The organism is Sphingosinicella ginsenosidimutans (assembly GCF_007995055.1).
Classification (GTDB): Bacteria; Pseudomonadota; Alphaproteobacteria; order Sphingomonadales; family Sphingomonadaceae; genus Allosphingosinicella; species Allosphingosinicella ginsenosidimutans.
Map to the genome: position 1 here is coordinate 1,482,784 of NZ_VOQQ01000001.1, position 16,176 is coordinate 1,498,959.

Annotated in this window: 15 protein-coding genes and 1 tRNA gene; 7 read left to right on the top strand and 9 right to left on the bottom strand. The window is 67.1% G+C overall.

Annotated elements, in window-relative coordinates:
* Position 1: 1 nt before the first annotated feature.
* From FRZ32_RS07365 to FRZ32_RS07390, 6 genes are all read left to right on the top strand, one after another.
* Entirely contained in the window at positions 2–871 is an 870-nt protein-coding gene (locus FRZ32_RS07365) for a phytanoyl-CoA dioxygenase family protein (RefSeq protein ID WP_147042901.1), read from the top strand.
* Entirely contained in the window at positions 868–1,491 is a 624-nt protein-coding gene (locus FRZ32_RS07370) for a GntR family transcriptional regulator (RefSeq protein ID WP_147042902.1), read from the top strand. Before FRZ32_RS07365 ends, FRZ32_RS07370 begins: the two co-directional genes overlap by 4 nt.
* 94 nt (positions 1,492–1,585) lie before the next feature.
* Entirely contained in the window at positions 1,586–1,705 is a 120-nt protein-coding gene (locus FRZ32_RS07375; RefSeq protein ID WP_147042903.1) for a benenodin family lasso peptide, read from the top strand.
* 69 nt (positions 1,706–1,774) lie between these two features.
* Positions 1,775–1,894, top strand: coding sequence for a benenodin family lasso peptide (locus tag FRZ32_RS07380; RefSeq protein WP_147042904.1), 120 nt, complete (start codon positions 1,775–1,777; stop codon positions 1,892–1,894).
* Positions 1,895–1,941: 47 nt separating this feature from the next.
* Positions 1,942–2,619 carry a lasso peptide biosynthesis B2 protein gene (locus FRZ32_RS07385; protein ID WP_147042905.1) on the top strand — a complete coding sequence of 226 codons (678 nt, stop codon included), beginning with the start codon at positions 1,942–1,944 and terminating at the stop codon, positions 2,617–2,619.
* Positions 2,620–2,660: 41 nt separating this feature from the next.
* The gene (locus FRZ32_RS07390) at positions 2,661–4,325 is read left to right on the top strand and encodes an asparagine synthase-related protein (protein ID WP_158635863.1); all 1,665 of its coding nucleotides are present in this window, start codon (positions 2,661–2,663) and stop codon (positions 4,323–4,325) included.
* Here the strand turns inward: FRZ32_RS07390 and FRZ32_RS07395 are convergent.
* The 6 genes from FRZ32_RS07395 to FRZ32_RS07420 all read right to left on the bottom strand — a co-directional run bounded on the left by FRZ32_RS07395 (position 4,237) and on the right by FRZ32_RS07420 (position 13,573).
* Positions 4,237–6,405: an Atxe2 family lasso peptide isopeptidase gene (locus FRZ32_RS07395; protein WP_147042907.1), complete on the bottom strand. Its 2,169-nt coding sequence runs from the start codon at positions 6,403–6,405 to the stop codon at positions 4,237–4,239. The two genes, FRZ32_RS07390 and FRZ32_RS07395, sit on opposite strands and share 89 nt — an antisense overlap.
* On the bottom strand, positions 6,399–9,341 hold the full coding sequence (locus FRZ32_RS07400) for a TonB-dependent receptor (RefSeq protein WP_147042908.1): 2,943 nt from the start codon (positions 9,339–9,341) through the stop codon (positions 6,399–6,401). The genes FRZ32_RS07395 and FRZ32_RS07400 overlap by 7 nt, the downstream gene beginning before the upstream one ends.
* A gap of 81 nt (positions 9,342–9,422) precedes the next feature.
* Positions 9,423–10,391: a FecR family protein gene (locus FRZ32_RS07405; protein ID WP_158635864.1), complete on the bottom strand. Its 969-nt coding sequence runs from the start codon at positions 10,389–10,391 to the stop codon at positions 9,423–9,425.
* 14 nt (positions 10,392–10,405) lie between these two features.
* Positions 10,406–11,005, bottom strand: a complete 600-nt coding sequence (locus FRZ32_RS07410) for an RNA polymerase sigma factor (protein ID WP_243445223.1) — start codon at positions 11,003–11,005, stop codon at positions 10,406–10,408.
* A 486-nt stretch (positions 11,006–11,491) separates the two neighbouring features.
* A complete protein-coding gene (locus tag FRZ32_RS07415; RefSeq protein WP_243445224.1) occupies positions 11,492–12,424 on the bottom strand; it encodes a hypothetical protein in 933 nt (310 codons plus the stop codon).
* 114 nt (positions 12,425–12,538) lie between these two features.
* On the bottom strand, positions 12,539–13,573 hold the full coding sequence (locus FRZ32_RS07420; RefSeq protein ID WP_147042912.1) for a M48 family metalloprotease: 1,035 nt from the start codon (positions 13,571–13,573) through the stop codon (positions 12,539–12,541).
* Positions 13,574–13,632: 59 nt separating this feature from the next.
* On the opposite strand from FRZ32_RS07420, the gene FRZ32_RS15235 reads away from it, so the two are divergent.
* The gene (locus FRZ32_RS15235) at positions 13,633–13,791 is read left to right on the top strand and encodes a hypothetical protein (protein ID WP_158635865.1); all 159 of its coding nucleotides are present in this window, start codon (positions 13,633–13,635) and stop codon (positions 13,789–13,791) included.
* A gap of 403 nt (positions 13,792–14,194) precedes the next feature.
* On the opposite strand, the gene FRZ32_RS07430 is transcribed toward FRZ32_RS15235, so the two are convergent.
* The 3 genes from FRZ32_RS07430 to FRZ32_RS07440 form a co-directional block, all read right to left on the bottom strand.
* Positions 14,195–15,535, bottom strand: a complete 1,341-nt coding sequence (locus tag FRZ32_RS07430) for a tyrosine-type recombinase/integrase (RefSeq protein WP_147042913.1) — start codon at positions 15,533–15,535, stop codon at positions 14,195–14,197.
* Between the two features lie 182 nt (positions 15,536–15,717).
* A tRNA-Ser gene (locus FRZ32_RS07435) sits at positions 15,718–15,808 on the bottom strand.
* A gap of 39 nt (positions 15,809–15,847) precedes the next feature.
* Positions 15,848–16,144, bottom strand: coding sequence for a 4a-hydroxytetrahydrobiopterin dehydratase (locus FRZ32_RS07440; protein ID WP_147042914.1), 297 nt, complete (start codon positions 16,142–16,144; stop codon positions 15,848–15,850).
* Positions 16,145–16,176 lie beyond the last annotated feature (32 nt).

Below are 16,176 nucleotides of genomic sequence, written 5' to 3' on the forward strand. Positions count from 1 at the left end.
GATGATCGAGACGATGACGCCTCTCGTCGAGGACCACGCGGCCGGGCTCGAGGAACGCGGCTATTGCATCATCCGCGGCGCACTGCCGCCCGCGACGATCGCCGCCTTGGACCAGGACCTGGCCGAGGATTTCGCGCGAACGCCGTTCTGCGAGGGCGCCTTCTACGGCACAACGACCAAGCGGTTCGGACGGCTCCTGATCCGCTCGCAGCACGCCGCCGCGTTGGTCCGGCACGCGGCAATCCTCGCCACCGTCGAGACGCTGCTCTCGCGCTGGTGCGACAGGATCCAGCTCAACGTCGCCCAGGCGATCGCCGTCCATCCCGGCGCCCCCGCGCAGATGCCGCACCGCGACCAGGACATGTGGCGGGCACCCGCCGGCGAGGCCGAGTATCTGGTCAACGTGATCTGGCCGCTCACCCGCTTCACCGCCGCCAACGGGGCGACGATGGTGTGGCCGGACAGCCATGGCGCGAACGCGCTCATCCCGGAGCCTCGGACCGCGCCGGTCGCGGCCGAGATGGCGCCCGGAGACGCCCTCATGTTTCTCGGCTCGACCCTGCACGGCGCGGGCGCGAACCGCACGGAGGAGGTGCGCCGGGGCATCGTCGTCGGCTATTCGCTGGGCTGGCTCAAGCCCTACGAGAACCAATGGCTCGCCTATCCGCCCGAGGTCGCGCGCAGCTTTCCGCCGGAACTCGCAGCGCTGGTCGGCTACCGCCAGCATCGCCCCAACCTCGGCAACTATGAGGGACAGTGCCCGTCGGTACTGCTCGGAGAGCGCGTGGACCAGCCCCTGGCAGCGATCGACGCGCTGCGGCCTGACCAGGCGGCGATGGTCGATGCCTACCTTGCGAGCCAGGCGACATGAACGCCGCCGGGCCCACCGCCGAGCGCATCTACGAGGCACTCAAGGCCCATATATTGCGCGGTACGTTCCGGCCGGGCGCTCGGCTTGACCCCACCGCCCTGGCCGAAAGCCTCAACAGCAGCGTGACGCCGGTGAGGGCAGGCCTCAACATCCTGGTCGGCGAGGGATTGGTGGAGACCGGGACGGGTGAAGGCTTCCACCTGCCGCTCGTCGACGAGCCGGCGCTGAAGGACCGCTACGGCTGGAATGCCGAGCTGCTGGGGGTCGTGCTCCGCAGCGCCGGCCGGAGGCCTGCCGAGGCGGAGCTCGCCATCGATGCCGGCAACCAGGCCGCGCGCGCCGGCTCGCTGTTCCTCGCCATCGCCCGCTGGTCGCCCAACTTCGAGCACGCGCGCGCGATCGCGCTGCTGAACGACCGGCTCCATGCCGTTCGCGTCGCCGAGGCCGGCGTCCTTGCGGACATCGAAGCGGAACTCGACTCGATAGCCGAGGCGGCCGGGCGCCGCGACCTCGCGCGGCTGCGGCCGATGCTCGCGGCCTATCACCGGCGTCGCATCCGATCGGCGGCGGCGATCCTGCGCCAGCTCTACCGAATGGAAGATGCGCGGCCGGCCGAATAATCGAGGAATCAAATCGGTATTCAATTCGGATCGCCCGGGCCCCCTCCTATCCTGCGCTGTGCTGCAGGTCCGCAGCGAACAGGAGAGTGGCACCATGAACCGCGAAGACGAACTGATCGATCTCGGCGTCGCCAGCGAGGAAACCCTCGGTGGCGAAGGCAAGATGCCGGATCTCGTCCGCGAGATTCCGGAGACGGGTCTGTCCGACGAGTGATCATGACAGGCGCCGGCGCCCGACAGCGCCGGCGTCGTGCCGCACCTCCGCAGCACAAGGAAAGTGATCATGACCCGCGAAGATGATGTGATCGACCTCGGCGTCGCCAGCGAGACGACGCTCGGCGCCGACGGCCAGCTGCCCGATTTCGTCCGCGAGATCCCGCAGACCGGCCTGTCCGACGACTGACGCGCGCGGTGCCGGCGTCCAGAGGGGCGCCGGCACCTCGTTCCACCATGGCCATATACTGGCGCCTCGGCGACGATCTGACCGTCGCGATCTCGGCAGGAAGGGCGGTCTTCCTCGACGTGGCGCGCGACCGCTATGCGATGCTCCCGCGGGCGCAGAACGCAATGTTCATCGACTGGCTCGACGATCCGCATGCGCCAATGCCGCCCGAATGCTGCTCGGCCCTGGAGGGCCGTCTGGACCTCGACCGCGGCAGGCGCCTGGCGCCGCGCCGCGTCTCCCTCGCGATCCCGTGCGAGGTGCCCGGCACGCGGCTGCCGCAGGTGAGCACGGACTGGCGCGATGCGGTCGCCGTCGCGCGCACCGTGATCCGCGCCAAGCGCCTCCTCGGCAAGCAGCCGCTCCGGTCGAACCTCGAGCATCGCGGCCGCGCGCTCCAGTACCGACGCCCATGCCACCCGGTGCGCGACCGGCAGGCGATCTTGTCCAGGGCCGCCATTTACCAGGCCGTGCGGCATCTTGCCCCGGTGCCGCGCGTTTGCCTGCTCGATTCCCTGGCGCTGGTCGACTGGCTGGGAGACGAGCTGGAGGGCGTGCAGCTGGTGTTCGGCGTCACCGCCTATCCGTTCGGCGCGCACTGCTGGGTCCAGACGCGCCAGGAGCTGCTCGGCGACGAGCCCGACACGATCGGGCGCTATGCCCCGATCCTGCATTTCAGCGGATGACCGGCTGGTGCGTCCTTGCCGCGCCGGGCGGCGACCGGCCTGTGGTCGATGCGCTCGCCGCCAAGCTGACGCGAAGCGGCCGGCTGCGCCGCGGCTCCGAAGCCGGCGGCCTGGTCGTGCTCACGTCGGGGCCAGTCCCATGCAGGCCACTTGAGGGTGGACGCGGCATCCTCGTCGGCCATGCCTTCAAAAGCTCGGGCGCGATCGGCGAGGCCCTGAGCTGGCCACCGGACGAGGACGGCGCGGCGTTCGTCCGCCGCCATTGGGGTGCCTATGTCGCGATCCGGCCGTGCGGCGACGGCATGGAGGTCCTGCGCGACCCCTCGGCCATGGCGCCGTGCTACGTCGCGAAGGCGGGACCGGCGTGGCTGGTCACGGATGCACCGCGGCTCCTGCTGGGACAGGGCGTCCTCGGCTTCGCGGTCGACTGGCCGGTCGTGATCGCTTCGCTGGTCAGCCGTGATTGGCGGAGCGAGCGAACCGCGCTCGCCGGGATCGAGGAAGTGCTGCCCGGCACCACGGCGCAGCTCGGGCCCGATGCCGTGGCCCGTCCCCCAGCATGGGACCCGTGGGATTTTGTGGGCCCGGCGCGAGGCCAGGACCTTTCTCCGGAGGCGCTTGCCGACACGATCGACCGCTGCGCCGGGGCATGGAGCCGGGTCTACCGGCGCCCGCTGATCGAGATCTCGGGAGGGCTCGACTCCGCCGTCGTCGCTGCGGCGTTCGTGCGCGAGGCGGAGGATCCGCGCTTGGTCACCTTCGCGGCAGGGCCGGGCGATCCGGCCGAGCTCGGCTATGCCCAGGCAATCGCCGACCATCTCGGACTCACGCTGGAGGTCACTCGCCCCGAGATCGAGGAGGTGGACTTCACCCGGTCCCACGCTCGCGACCTTCCACGCCCGAATGCCCGTGCTTTCACGCAGGCGGCCGACGCGCTCAGCCGCGGACACGCGGAGGCGGTCGGCGCGGACGTATTCACCAGCGGCGGCGGCGGTGACGACCTGTTCGGCTACCGGCAGTCCGTCATGCCGGCCATCGATCGCCTGGTCTCGGAAGGGCCCGGGCGGGGAGTCGTCCGGACGCTCGACGAAATCGCGCGCATCAGCCACGCCACCTTCTGGGAGGCCGCGGGCCGGTTCGTGCGCCGGCTTGCCGTGCGACAGCCGTCGCCAGCCCCTAAAGCCGACACGCGGCTGCTCGCCGCCGGCGCGATCGACAGGGCGGCAATCCCGCCTAGGGTGGGCAGTCGCCGCGGCCGGCTGCCCGGAAAGGCCGCGCACGTGCGCGCCATTGCCACGCTGCCCAACCACCTTGAGGGCCACGGCCGGGCTGCGTTCGCGCCGGTTCTGTTCCCACTCCTGTCGCAGCCCATCGTCGAGTTCTGCCTTGCCGTGCCGAGCTGGCGCTGGTGCGAAGGTGGCCGGAACCGCTCGCTCGCGCGGCGCGCCTTTGCCGGCCGGCTCCCAGATGCCGTGATCGAACGCCGCTCGAAAGGCGCGTTCGATGGCTTCTGCGCACGCCTGTTCGAGCGCAACCGCGCGTGCGTCGGCGAGATGCTGCTCGAAGGCATGCTCGCGGCGGAAGGCATCGTTGATCGGGCGGCGGTCGAGGCGGCAATCAGGAACCCGGCGCCGCCGGGCGAGTTGGTGATGCGCCTGCTGGCGCTGGTCGATGCGGAGGCGTGGCTGCGGAGCTGGTCGGAGTAGCCCGCGACCGGGCTGCGAGGGCACGCCAGCGGCTATATTGCTCGCGCTTCGCCGGCGCTGGATCCTCGCGTCCGTTGAGCCAGAAGTCGAACCAGTCGATCGCCCGATCGTAGATCGCGAGGCGGTGCGCCGGGTGCCATTTCACATGATACTCGTCGGGAAAGACGTGCATCTCGATGGGTACCCGATTCCGGTCGAGCGTGACATAGGTCTCGATGGCGAAGCGGTATTCGTCGTCGGGAAGCTGGAGCAGGATCGGAACGTCGATCCTGTCGGCGTTGGCGGCCAGCGAATAGCGCCGCCAGAAGCCCTGATCGTCGGCGCCGGGGCCGGGATAGCCCCAGGCGGCGGTGTCGTTGAGATAGCCGAGGCCGGCGGCGAAGTGCACGCTGCTCGGATCGTCACAGCACGAGCTCATCGCCGCTGCGCGGAACCGGGTCGAATTGATGAGTGCGAACTGGACGCTGGCCGCACCGTCGCTGAGGCCCGAGATGCCGATCCGGGCGGGATCGACCACGCCGAGCGCGATGCTCCGGTCGATGCCGGTCTCGATCGCCGACAGCATGCGCCGGCGCTCGGCGAAGCCGGTCATGCCGATCCGGATGAAGCTGGCGAGGTCGCGCGCGCCGGAATCGCTGGCATAGGGCCGAACGCGGTTGAAGCTCAGCACCGCGAAGCCGCGGCTGGCCAGGGCATGGATCGGATATTCGTCGCCGGTCCCGCCGCGCAGGAAGCCGCGGCTCTGGTATTGGACGATCACCAGCGGATGCCTGTCGCCCGGCCGGTGGGAGGGGGGAAGTACCAGGTCGCCGTAGCCGGCAACTCCGTCGGGGTCGGTCCAGCGAAGCCGCTGGACGGTGCCGGTGCGCAGTCGCGCGAACTCGGGATTCGGGTCATAGATCGTGGTCGAGCGGCCCGTGTCCGGGTCGAGGCTGACGATCACCCGCGGGCGGGTCGGCGTCTCGCGCGCGCAGACCAGCCTGCGCCCGAGGAGCTGGCAGCCGATCAGCGCATCGGTCGTAGCGAGGAGCGCCACCGGCGCAGGCTCGGCATCGATGCGCCAGCGATAGAGCGTGGTCGTGCCGCCATTTTCGGGCGTGCCGCCCTGCATGAAGAGCAGCTCGCCGGGATCGCGCCACCACAGCGCCCCGACCGCGTCCGCGCAGGCCTCCATCGTGCAGGTGCGGGTCCGGCCGCTGGCTTCGACTTGGAGCTTGGTCGGCCCCTGTACCAGGCCCGGGTCGGTCGGCGACGTCCATGCGCGCGCACCGTCGGCCGACCGGGCGTAGAGCCGGGCACCGGCGGGCTTTCCGTTGTCCCGCCGGTCGGCCGCATCGCCCCCTTCGATCGTGCGGCCGGTGTCCGGGTCGACGAGCCGCTCAACGGTCGGCAGCGGCAGCCGCGGACGCGGGCGAGCCTCCGACAGCGTCCAGAACCGCCGGTCGTAGAGGAAGCCGCGGCGCCCTTCGCGCTCGATCGCGGCGTTCGCGGCAGCCATCGGCCGGGTGGTGACGACCAGCGCCTTGCCATCCTCGGACCAGCGGACGGCGCGCACGTCCTCGGCGTCATGCGTCACCGGTCCCGCGTAGCTTCCGTCGCGCCGCGCGCGCCAGGCTTGGGTCACGCCCCGGTCGCGCCTGAGATAGACGAGCCAGCGACCGTCGGGCGACCATAGCGGCGTCACCGGCTGCTCGGTGCCCACCGGCAGGTCGGGAACGCCGTGGCTGTCGCCGCGCGCGAGGATGAATTCGCCGCCGACGTCGATCAGCCGCGGCGCCCTGGCGCGGTCGAGCGGCACGACGACGATCCCGATGCAATAGCGATCGGTATCGGGATCGGCCCGGCGCAGAGCGATCGCGAGCTCGGTGCCGTCGGGGGACAGGCTGAACGGCGACGGCCCCGAGAGTGCGGTATCGGATCGCCCGAAATCGCGCAGTTCGACAAGATCGCGCGGGGTGACATCGCGCGCCACCGCAGGCTCCGCCGACACCAGCCGCGCGCGGCAGTCCTCGGCCATGGCGGCCGATGGAACCATCAGCCATGCCGCCGCAAGGCCGAAGCGCAGTGCGACCCTCACCATTTCTTGGTGACGGTGAGCGAGACGACCCGGCCAAGCGGGCTGGCGTTGTCCGGATCGAACCCGACCGAGAAGGGGCCGAGGAAATAGGCCGCCTTGGGCGGATCGCGGTCGAACAGGTTGGTGGCGCTCAGTGCAATGCTGAGATCATGGTCGGTTCCGGCTTTGCCGAAGCGATAGCCGATCTGCAGATCGAACGTCGTCCACGAATGGACCTTCTGCGGCGTGGCGTTGGTGAGGTTGGTGTAGCCGTCGAGATAGTTGCCGAACACGAAAATGTTGAGGCGGTCGTCGGACCAGCCGGCGCGGCCGCGCAGGCGCAGGTCGACGGGGTTGCCGAGCCGGTCGACCACATCGGTCGAAGGCGCGGTGGCGGTGAGCGCCTGGTCGATATGGAAGATGTAGGCGCCGGTCAGGCCGACATCGGCCTTCCCGCCGAGCAGGTCGAAACCGTAGCCGAGATCGAGATCCAGCCCGCTTTGCTTCACGGTCGAGAGATTCTGCAGCCGGGCGTCGATCAGCAGCGAAATCTGGCTGGGCGTCAGGTTGAAGGGGTTCTGGAAGACCGGAGAGGCGAAGTAGCTCTGGATCGTCGCGAGCGAGGGATTGGCATCGATGATGCCGGCATAGGTCGCGCGGTTGACCAGGAAGTTGAGCAGGTTCGCCGCCGGCGAGGCGATGCGGTCGCGATAGTGGATGTTGTAGTAGGTCAGGCTGAGCTGGAGGTTGGGGATCGACGGCGGCCGCACGTCCGCGCCGAGGGTCCAGCTCGTTGCCCGCTCGGGACGCAGGTCCGGATCGTTGCCGCGCAGCACCAGCACGTTGGTCTGGCCGGTCGGAGAAGCCGGATCGGGCAAGGTATAGGTGAAAAACAGCGAATTGGCCGGGTCCTGCCTCAGGTTGTTGAAGTTGGGGGCGCGGAACGACTTGCCCCAGGTGCCGCGCACGGTCAGGCCCGGGAAGGGTTCCCAGGCGATGCCGATTTTCGGATTGGTGGTGGTCCCGAAGTCGCTGTAGCGCTCGGTCCGCACCGCCGCCGAGAGGTCGAGCCGCCGAAACCCCGGCAGCGTGAAATCCTCGCCAAACACCGGTACGTGCACTTCGCCGTAGAGCGCGCGGACCCGGCGCGGCCCGGGCAAGGCGATCGGCGCGAGCGTCACGGGCGTCAGCGTGCTGACGTCGCTGATCGTCGTGCTATCGTTGTATCGTTCCTCGCGATATTCGCCACCGACCGCCAGCCGGATGTCTCCGCCCGGAAGCGTGGCGAGCGGCCCATCCGCCCGCAGCGCCGCCGACCACACCGTGCCGCTGTTGCCCGAGCGGGTGGAACCGCGGACCTCGGCGATCGTCGCGGGATTGGTGGAGGGGCCGTCGCCGAACAGGTTGTAGGCGGTCGCGGGATCGGTGTCGGCCAGTGCGGCATTGAGCCGGGCGGTGTTCACCCGGTTGGAGATTGTGGTGCGCTCGGTCTGGCGCCCCCAGGTGCCGTGCAGGTCGATGTTCCAGCGGCCGAGGTCGGCATCGAGTCCGAGGCTGCCGCCATAGGCTTCGACCCGGCCGCTGGTCGTCTCCGGACCGAGATCGCGCACGAAGCTGTACTGGACACGCACCGGCTGCCGGGTGCCGATGGGGTCGACATAGAAGGGATTGGTCACCGGCACGGTGCGGGCGGCATTGCTGATCGGCCGCTCGCGCTGGGTGAAGCTGCGCGACGAATAGAGGCCACGGGCATAGAGCCGGACGTTCGGCGCGAACTCCTGGGTGGCGGCGGCGAAGACCGAGTGCCGGCGCTGGTCCGGGAGCAGGTCGGCATCGGTCCAGTCGTTGCCGAGGTTGAACGTGTTCGCCACCAGATCGCCCGGCTTCAGACTGCGACCATCCTGTCCCCGCGGGATCGCGAAGGTACGGCCGTTCGCGGCGATGATGGTTCCTGGGTTCGCGTAGCGGGTGCGATTGTCGGTGCCGCCATAGTTTCGCAGATCGTCGGTGGCATAGGCCCGGTCCGCCGCGGCCAGGCGCGTCCGATGGTAATATTCGTAGGCGATCATCGCCTGCCCGCCCGACCAGTGGGTGCCGATGAGCTGGCTCGCGACGATGTCTTGGGAATCGCCGTCGGCGGTGCCGATCCGGAACTTGGTTTCGGCCCCGGTGAAGTTGAGCCGCGGGATGATGTTGACGACGCCTGCAACCGCGTCCGATCCGTAGATCGCGGAAGCCCCATCGGCGACGATCTCGATCCGTTCGATCGCGGACGCCGGAATCATAGAGACATCGCTGAACACGCCGGAGAAGCCGCCGAGCGGCGGCCGATCGCCGTTCAGCAGGACCAGCGTCGATCCAGTGCCGAGCCCGCGTAGGTTGATGCTCGAACCGGCCGCGGTGTTGAACCCTGAGTCCGAATTGAACGACCCGGCGCCGTTGCCCTCGTTGGGAGAACCCCCGAAATTCTGCGGGATGGTCTGGGCGATGTCCTGCGTCGTGGCATAGCCGCTGCGCTCAATCGCCTGCCGATCGACGACATTCACGGTCGAGCCCACCGGGCCGGACCCGCGGATGCGGGTTCCGGTGACGACGATCTCGCCCGAGGGTGCCCCTTGATCCCCTGGATCGCTGTCGCTGGACCGGACGCGCTCGATCAGCAGTCCGTCGCCTACCCGGCACCCGGTCAGCCCCGAACCTGCGAGCAGCGCTTCGACGACTTCGCCGAGCGTATAGTCCCCTCGGATTGCCGGTGCCGTCCTGCCCCGAAGCAGTTCCGCGGGAGCGGCGATATTGCGCCCCGACCGCATCGAAACTTCGCGGAGCGACCGGGCAAGCGGTTGGGCGGGTAAATCGTAGCTCTGCCGTTGCTCCTGGGCGGCGGCTGCGGGAGCCAGGGGCGCGGACAGGCCCGCGACGGAAATGGACAGAGCAAGCGCGACCTTCGGAACAATCGACATTCGTGTCTTCCCCCTTTGCGCACGCCTGCGTGGCGTTGCTTGGGGGACTTCGACGCGACTGCGCCCCGCTACCCTGGGAAATTATTTGCCGGGCTCGAGAACCAGGTTGTCGGCTTCGTCGCGCTCGATGCTCAGATCGAACATCGACCCGATCATTTCGGCGAGCTGCGCCGGTTCGCCTGCCTTGAACGTGCCGGTGAAGCGACGCTCACCGCCCATAGGATCGCGAAGGACGATCTGGGTTTGGCTGTAGCGGTTCGCCGAGGCCACCACATCGGCGAGCGGCGCGTCCTCGAAGGACAGCATGCCTGAGGGCCAGCGCGTTTCCGGGACCTTGATCGCGACCGGCGCGGCCGGGGCCTGGCTTCCGATCAGAGCGAGTTGCTGGCCCGGTCTCAGCATTGTCGAAGTTGCGGGCATGCCGACGGCGGCGGGCCGGCGAACCTCGACCGAGCCCTGCAGCAACACCACCAGGGTCCTCGATTCCCGCAGGTCGACATCGAAAACGGTTCCGTGGGCCACCACTTCGCCCGATCCGGCAGCGACGACGAAAGGCCGCCGCGTATCATGCGCGACCTCGAAACGCGCACGACCCCGCTCGAGCTGAAGGCGACGCTGCTCGCCGTCGAAGCGCACCTGCACCACGCTGTTCGTATCGAGCGTGACGCGCGAACCGTCCTCGAGGGTGAAGGTGCGGATCTCGCCGACCCTGCTCGCCAGCATGGTTTGGGATGCCACGTTGTGCCGGCCGGTGCCGGTGAGAACGAGGCCACCGGCAACGAACAGTAGCAATACCGCGGCCACAGCGGCGGCGGCCTTCCACCATGACGGGCCGGCGGCGAGTCGCGGCTGCCGTGCGAAGGGCGTTCGCGATACGAGCGCGGTGTCGTCCCAGCTGTCGAGCAACGCGTCATAGGTATCGGCGTGCTGCGGATCGGCGGCGTACCAGGTCTCGAAGTCCGCGATGTCCCGGTCGGCCGGCCCTGCTCGCAGGCGGGCGAGCCAGGCAATCGCCTCCTCGCGCACCGCCTCGGGCGCGCCGGGGCCCATCCTTCGCTGCTCCATCAGCGTCTCAGGACTCGATCGAGATGATCAATTGCCTTCGTCATGTGCCACTCGACGCCTTTTACGCTCAAGCCGGATCGCTCCGCGATCTGCTTGTAGCTCAATCCGTCTAGGCGGTGGGCGAGGAATATCTCGCGGGTCTTCGGCTTCAGCCGCATCAGCGCGTTCTGGAGCCGGTTGAGCTTGTCGCGTGCCTCCAGCGCGGCGACCAGGTCCGTGCCCGCCAGCGGAACCTCGTCGGCGGGAACGTGGCTGGCAAGCGACCTTTGCAGGGCAGACTTCGCGCGATCCCGCAGGAGGTTTGTCGCAATCTGGTTGAGGTAGGCCTCCGGGCATTCGATTGCGCGGTCTCGACAGGCTGGCGAATTGGCAAACCGGACGAAGCTCTCGTGCAGGAGGTCGTCGGCGTCCTGCCGGTCCGTGCGCCGCGAGAAGAAGCGGAGCAGCCGTGGGCCATGGATGCGATAGAGGTCGTCAAGCGCGAACGCCGGTCGTGGGACGCGGTCCTCTGGCGGGAGCGGATCGTCCTCGCCAAGGCGCGGGAGTGCGGCTGCCCTCAACATGCCATCGGCCGCAAGCACTTGGGCCGCCGGCTGCACGCGGGCGCGTTCCTTGAACTCGATGCATTGGCGCTAAGGTTCTCGACCATGCCCGCCTGACCCACAGTTGTGAGCGCACGCGGGCGAAAGCCGGGTGTTGAGAACATGCTTGAGACATGCGCCGATGCCTTTGGCCGCAAGCGGCTTGGACATGCGCGTCGGCCACCCGGCCGAAGGGGACGGATCTCGTTCTCTCAAGCGGGGTTCTCACGCCCCGGCGCCACCCTCGTAGCGCCTAGCCAGACTATCGTGGCACGTTTGATACGCAACCCGCTTCCGAAGGTGCCGCTTCGCGGTCGCTGCGGAATAGCAGCACGGCCGGGACCGCACATGCGGTCCGGCCTTTCTTTATAGGGCGAGAGAACCACGGAGGCGCCCGTCACCTATTGTCAAGGCGCCGTGCTAGCCGGGCCAAGAGCCGGCTCGCGCGGAATTTCTATATTTCAAAGCGTTTGGATCAGCGCAGAGGAAGGGCCGAGCAGCCCCTCAATCCTCCCGCATCATTTTTTCCTGCATATGCGCGCAGTAGGAGCAAAGCCCCTCGTCGAGTCCGTCGAGATAATCCTGGATGCCGATGCCTTCCCCGCAGCGAACGCACTCAGTGGTATAGTCCAGAGGTTCGCTGCAAATCGCGCACCCGTCCTCGCCCTCAACCAGAGTCGCCCGGCCGCAGGCGGGGCAATTGTAGATGGGGCCGTCCTCGAATGTCTCCTTGAAGCGGATATAGCCTTCTGTCCCGTGCACCTTTTCGATCGCCCGTTCGATCGCATCACCCATCTCGACGTCTTGTCCGCAGGTCTTACAGCGGAGCTCCGCACAGTCCTGGCTTTCGTTATCGGGCTCGACCTGCTCGACCAGCTCGGACTGACAACTTCCGCATTTGATCAGTTCCGCCGTGATCGACGGGGAATGCCACCCGATCTTTTCAAGGGTCGCGCGCGCTTCCCCGAGCTCCTGGTCGTATAGCTCTTTGGTCGCCAGCATGGTTGTCCATGCCTCTCCCAGCAGGGCAACCGGATCTTCCTCCAATTGTCGGAACAACGATGCGGCGACCGGGAACCCCTTACTGATTGCGGCGCGGATCGCCGTCGCCGATTCCGACGTGTAATGATGCTCTATGTCGTTGCGGATCGTGTTCAGCGCCTTGAGCGCCCTGCCATCCAAGGTGATCCCGAAATCCTTGGCGCGCTCGCCGATCTGCTGAAAATCGATCGTCGAATGGCCGACCTGCGCCATCTCGATGCCGCCCTGGCCGTCGGGCACAGGTTTGAGCTTCGCACCGATGACATGCTGGGGATCGGCATTCGGTGCCGCCCGAATGAGCGCTTCCTTCGCAAGCAGCAACACGCCGGCGTAGAAATTGCGGACCGCTGAAATATCGCGATCATGGTCCTGTTGCCGAAAATCTTCGACCCCCATCCGGATCGACGCGATCGCGTTCTCAAATAGTGAAGGCATAAACTCTCGGAAACATTAGCAACCGGTGCAAGCGATAGCTAGCAGAGTGAGTATAACTGTTCCATCGACACCGAATCACTGGTCATCTAGCCGGGGAAACAGTCCGAGGATGCGGACATCGGTGCCGTTTTCGGCAACGCGCAGACGAATTCGCTCGCGCGGAACCCTGCCCTGGGACCTCAGCCGCCGGAGGTTCATCACAGCGGCAACGCGCATCCCATCCGAGATGATATCCACAACCCGTACTGCCGCCGAGAAACTTTTGCCGGTGTTATGGTAGCGAAGCTGCATCGCGATCGCGTCGCGAATCTTTCGCGCCCGCTCCGTCGCGCTCGGATGGGTAAAGCTCATGGCGCCGGCCTGGCCACCGAACACTTCGAAGCAAGCGTCCAAAGTCTCGACGCTTTTGAGAAAAATGTATGGCGCGAGCGCGGTATAGATGTGGGGAATGCGAAGCCGGATCGTCGTCTGCATGGTGACGATCGAGCCAACGACGTCCGCCTGAAATTCATCCTCGTGCGAATACACGGACGCGACCAGGTCCTCGAGTCCCTCCACGCCGATCTGCCGTGTCTGCTCCGCTTCGAGGTGACCGAGATGGAGATGCCCGAGCTCGTGCGCGATCGGGAACATGTTGAGCGCCGGACTGAGCAGCCCGACGAGCATCATCGCCGCCGGACTGGGCGGCCAGGGCTCGCTGGCCCGCGGCGTGCCGCGCATGACCGCCGAACAGAACAGGTCGGCTGCCCGCTTCTGCAACTCCGGATCGCGAATGTTATCGGCCACTAAGACGGGATCGAGGCTGGCCTCGCCAGGGAACGGGTTATTGCGCACGAGGCATTCGGCGAAGAGCTTCGCGATCGAATGGCAGAAGACAGTCAGATCGGCATCGACGAAGATATGGTAATGCTTTTCGTCCCAGCTGTTGGTTGCGCACAGCGCGTTCACCTGGCCCGATGCGAGCGACGAAACCATCAGCCTGCGACCGCCGGTCTTCATCTCGGCGTCAGTCATGGTCTTGGTCAGAATGTCGACCAGCGCGGACGTGCTGCGTCGCACATCCGGTTCGTCAAACTCGCTGATCTTCTCGAGGTCGCCGCGATTGAACATCTTATCGACCAGATGCTGCGGCAGCCCCCCTCCAAGGCGGCTCGGATGAGCCGGTTGGTATGGGCCGGATCGGCATCCGCTCCGGTCCACTCGCGGGCGATCTTTCCCATCAGGCTTTCGGCCTGTCGCGCTTGAATCGAATGCGCCCAGTCTATCGCGCCCTGATGTTCCAGATCGGAAATGTCATTGGTATCGGCCATGCGCCGGCAATCCGGTAAATAGGAGCTGTTTTCAAGCGGCTAGTCCAAATGGGACGCCAAGGTCTCGGTCGGCGCAACCAGCTCCCCCAAACCTAAACTTGCCCGCCAATCAGCGATTTCGATGCCGTCCCCACCATGGGAGAGGAAGTGCTTAGGCTTGGTGGCAGCCCCCTCCGCCTGAAAGTTTGCAGCGTCGCAGGCGATGCACAACAACTTGGCGCCAACATCATTTAACCCGGTAAATCGCGCAGAGCTTGTTTCCGTCAGGATCGCGCACGTAAGCGAGATGCATCGGTCCAAAGCTGCCGCTGCGCAGGCCCGGCGGCTCTTCGATTGAGGTGCCGCCGTACACGACTGCACCTGCCAACGACCTGACGGTGTTTCTTCGCGACGTGGATGGTGGGCTTTTGACTGACGGCTGCTAGGCCGCCTCCGAGCGTCGACGGAACCGGAAGTCCCTCGGGACCGGCTTGGGCACGATTCGGCGCGACCACTCGCTGGTCGTCTTCGCCGGCCGCTCGACGAGGACAGCCGGTGCCGGCATTCCCTTCAGGAGCATGTCGGCCCAAGCCTGCGCCAGTTCGCGCCGACGCGGCATATAGGCGGCGCGGTTGTAGGCGCCCTCGACCTTCTCCTTCGGGACATGCGCGAGCATCAGGTCGATCACCTGACGGTCATGCTCTTTGCCCTGCCGCTCCGCCCATTCGTTCATGATGGTCGAGAACGCCGCCCGGAAGCCGTGCGGCACATGGTGCCCGTGGTAGCCGGCGCGGTTGAGCAGGTAGCCGATCGCGTTCTCGCTCATCGGGCGATGGGTGTGCCGATTGCTGGGGAAGAGCAGGTCGCAGCTTCCGGTGAGCGGCCAGAGCGCCCGCAGCACCGCGATGCTCTGGCGAGCCAGCGGCACCAGATGATCGCCGTCGGGCTCCTCCTTGCGGTCGAGATCGCCCTTCATCCGGGCAGCAGGGATGCGCCACAGGGGCTTGCGGCCATCGAGATCCTCGAATTCGGCCCATCGGGCGCCGCGCAGCTCGCTTGGCCTGACCGCGGTGAGGGCAAGGAAGCGCAGGGCCAAGCGGGTTATCGGCCGAGCGTTGTCCTCTTCGGCATCCTTGATCATCTGGCGTAGCCGCTCGATGTCGGTGATCGCCGGTTGGCGTCCCTTGCGCAGGGGCTTGAGGACCTTGCCGAGCTTCTCGGCCGGGTCATTCTCCACGATGCCTTGGGCAATGCCGTAGACGAACACCGCGGAGATTCGCTGCCTGACCCGCTTGGCGGTTTCGATCGCCCCGCGGGCCTCGATCTCGCGCAGCACGCCCAGCACGAGCGGCGGCGTCAACTGCGCAATCGGCAGAGCGCCGATGGTCGGGAAGACGTCGCGCTCGAGGCTGCGGATGACGTCAGACGCGTGGATCTTGGCCCATTGCGCCTTGGAATTCTCGTACCACTCGCGCGCAACGCGCTCGAACGTCATCCGTCCAGCCTCGATATTCGCCTCGATCTGGAGCTTCCTGGCGATGGCGGGGTCGCGCCCCTCGCTGAGGATGGCTACGGCCTCGTCGCGCTTCCCGCGCGCATCGGCGAGTAAGACGACGGGATAGGCGCCGAAGGCCATGCTCTTCTGCTTGCCGTCGTAAGTATAGTTCCAGCGCCAGAGCTTGCCACCGCTGGGGGTCACCAGAAGGTAGAGTCGGTTGGAATCGGCGAGCTTGTAGGATTTGGGGCGCGGCTTGGCCGTGCGGACCTTGGTATCGGTGAGCATTGGCGGTCTCCTGAAAATACCACGTTTTTCGACCGCGCGTACCACGTTTGCGTACCACCGAATCGCCGGATTGGTTCGGACGGGTACGGACGGCCGTGGCCGAGCTGATCGGCTAAGTGTTGGATTTCAGGAGAGAAACGTCGATCCCACTGGACTTCTACGAACCCTTATGGAAGGGTCGGTGGCGGAGCGGGAGGGATTCGAACCCTCGATACGGTTTTGCCGTATACTCACTTTCCAGGCGAGCGCCTTCGACCACTCGGCCACCGCTCCGCATGCCTTAGAACGCGTCCCCTTAGAGACGCCGGCGGGCTAGGGCAAGCTGGGGGCGATGGCGTCGATCGCGCGGGCGAGCGCGACGTCCCTGGCGGTGACGCCGCCGGCATCGTGGGTGGTGAGCAGGATGTCGACCCGGTTCCACACGTTTGACCAGTCGGGATGGTGATCGGCCTTCTCGGCCGCCAGCGCGACGCGGGTCATGAAGGCGAAGGCCTCGCCGAAATCGCCGAAGGTGAGGCGTCTCGCGAGGCCGTTGCGCGCTGCATCGAACGTCCAGCCGTCCAGTCCCTCCAGCGCCGCCGCCCGCTCGGATTCGGTCAACACGCTCACGCCTCTTCCTCCCTGTCGCGGCGCCCTCTATG

Bases quoted from the DNA above. Each gene is read 5' to 3' on its own strand.
- FRZ32_RS07375 (WP_147042903.1), top strand. From the start codon at position 1,586: ATGAACCGCGAAGACGAACTGATCGATCTCGGCGTCGCCAGCGAGGAA.
- FRZ32_RS07370 (WP_147042902.1), top strand. From the start codon at position 868: ATGAACGCCGCCGGGCCCACCGCCGAGCGCATCTACGAGGCACTCAAG.
- FRZ32_RS07380 (WP_147042904.1), top strand. From the start codon at position 1,775: ATGACCCGCGAAGATGATGTGATCGACCTCGGCGTCGCCAGCGAGACG.
- FRZ32_RS07415 (WP_243445224.1), bottom strand. From the start codon at position 12,424: ATGGGGGTCGAAGATTTTCGGCAACAGGACCATGATCGCGATATTTCA.
- FRZ32_RS15235 (WP_158635865.1), top strand. From the start codon at position 13,633: ATGGGCCGGATCGGCATCCGCTCCGGTCCACTCGCGGGCGATCTTTCC.
- FRZ32_RS07400 (WP_147042908.1), bottom strand. From the start codon at position 9,341: ATGTCGATTGTTCCGAAGGTCGCGCTTGCTCTGTCCATTTCCGTCGCG.
- FRZ32_RS07405 (WP_158635864.1), bottom strand. From the start codon at position 10,391: ATGGGCCCCGGCGCGCCCGAGGCGGTGCGCGAGGAGGCGATTGCCTGG.
- FRZ32_RS07365 (WP_147042901.1), top strand. From the start codon at position 2: ATGATCGAGACGATGACGCCTCTCGTCGAGGACCACGCGGCCGGGCTC.
- FRZ32_RS07385 (WP_147042905.1), top strand. From the start codon at position 1,942: ATGGCCATATACTGGCGCCTCGGCGACGATCTGACCGTCGCGATCTCG.
- FRZ32_RS07395 (WP_147042907.1), bottom strand. From the start codon at position 6,405: ATGGTGAGGGTCGCACTGCGCTTCGGCCTTGCGGCGGCATGGCTGATG.
- FRZ32_RS07430 (WP_147042913.1), bottom strand. From the start codon at position 15,535: ATGCTCACCGATACCAAGGTCCGCACGGCCAAGCCGCGCCCCAAATCC.
- FRZ32_RS07420 (WP_147042912.1), bottom strand. From the start codon at position 13,573: ATGTTCAATCGCGGCGACCTCGAGAAGATCAGCGAGTTTGACGAACCG.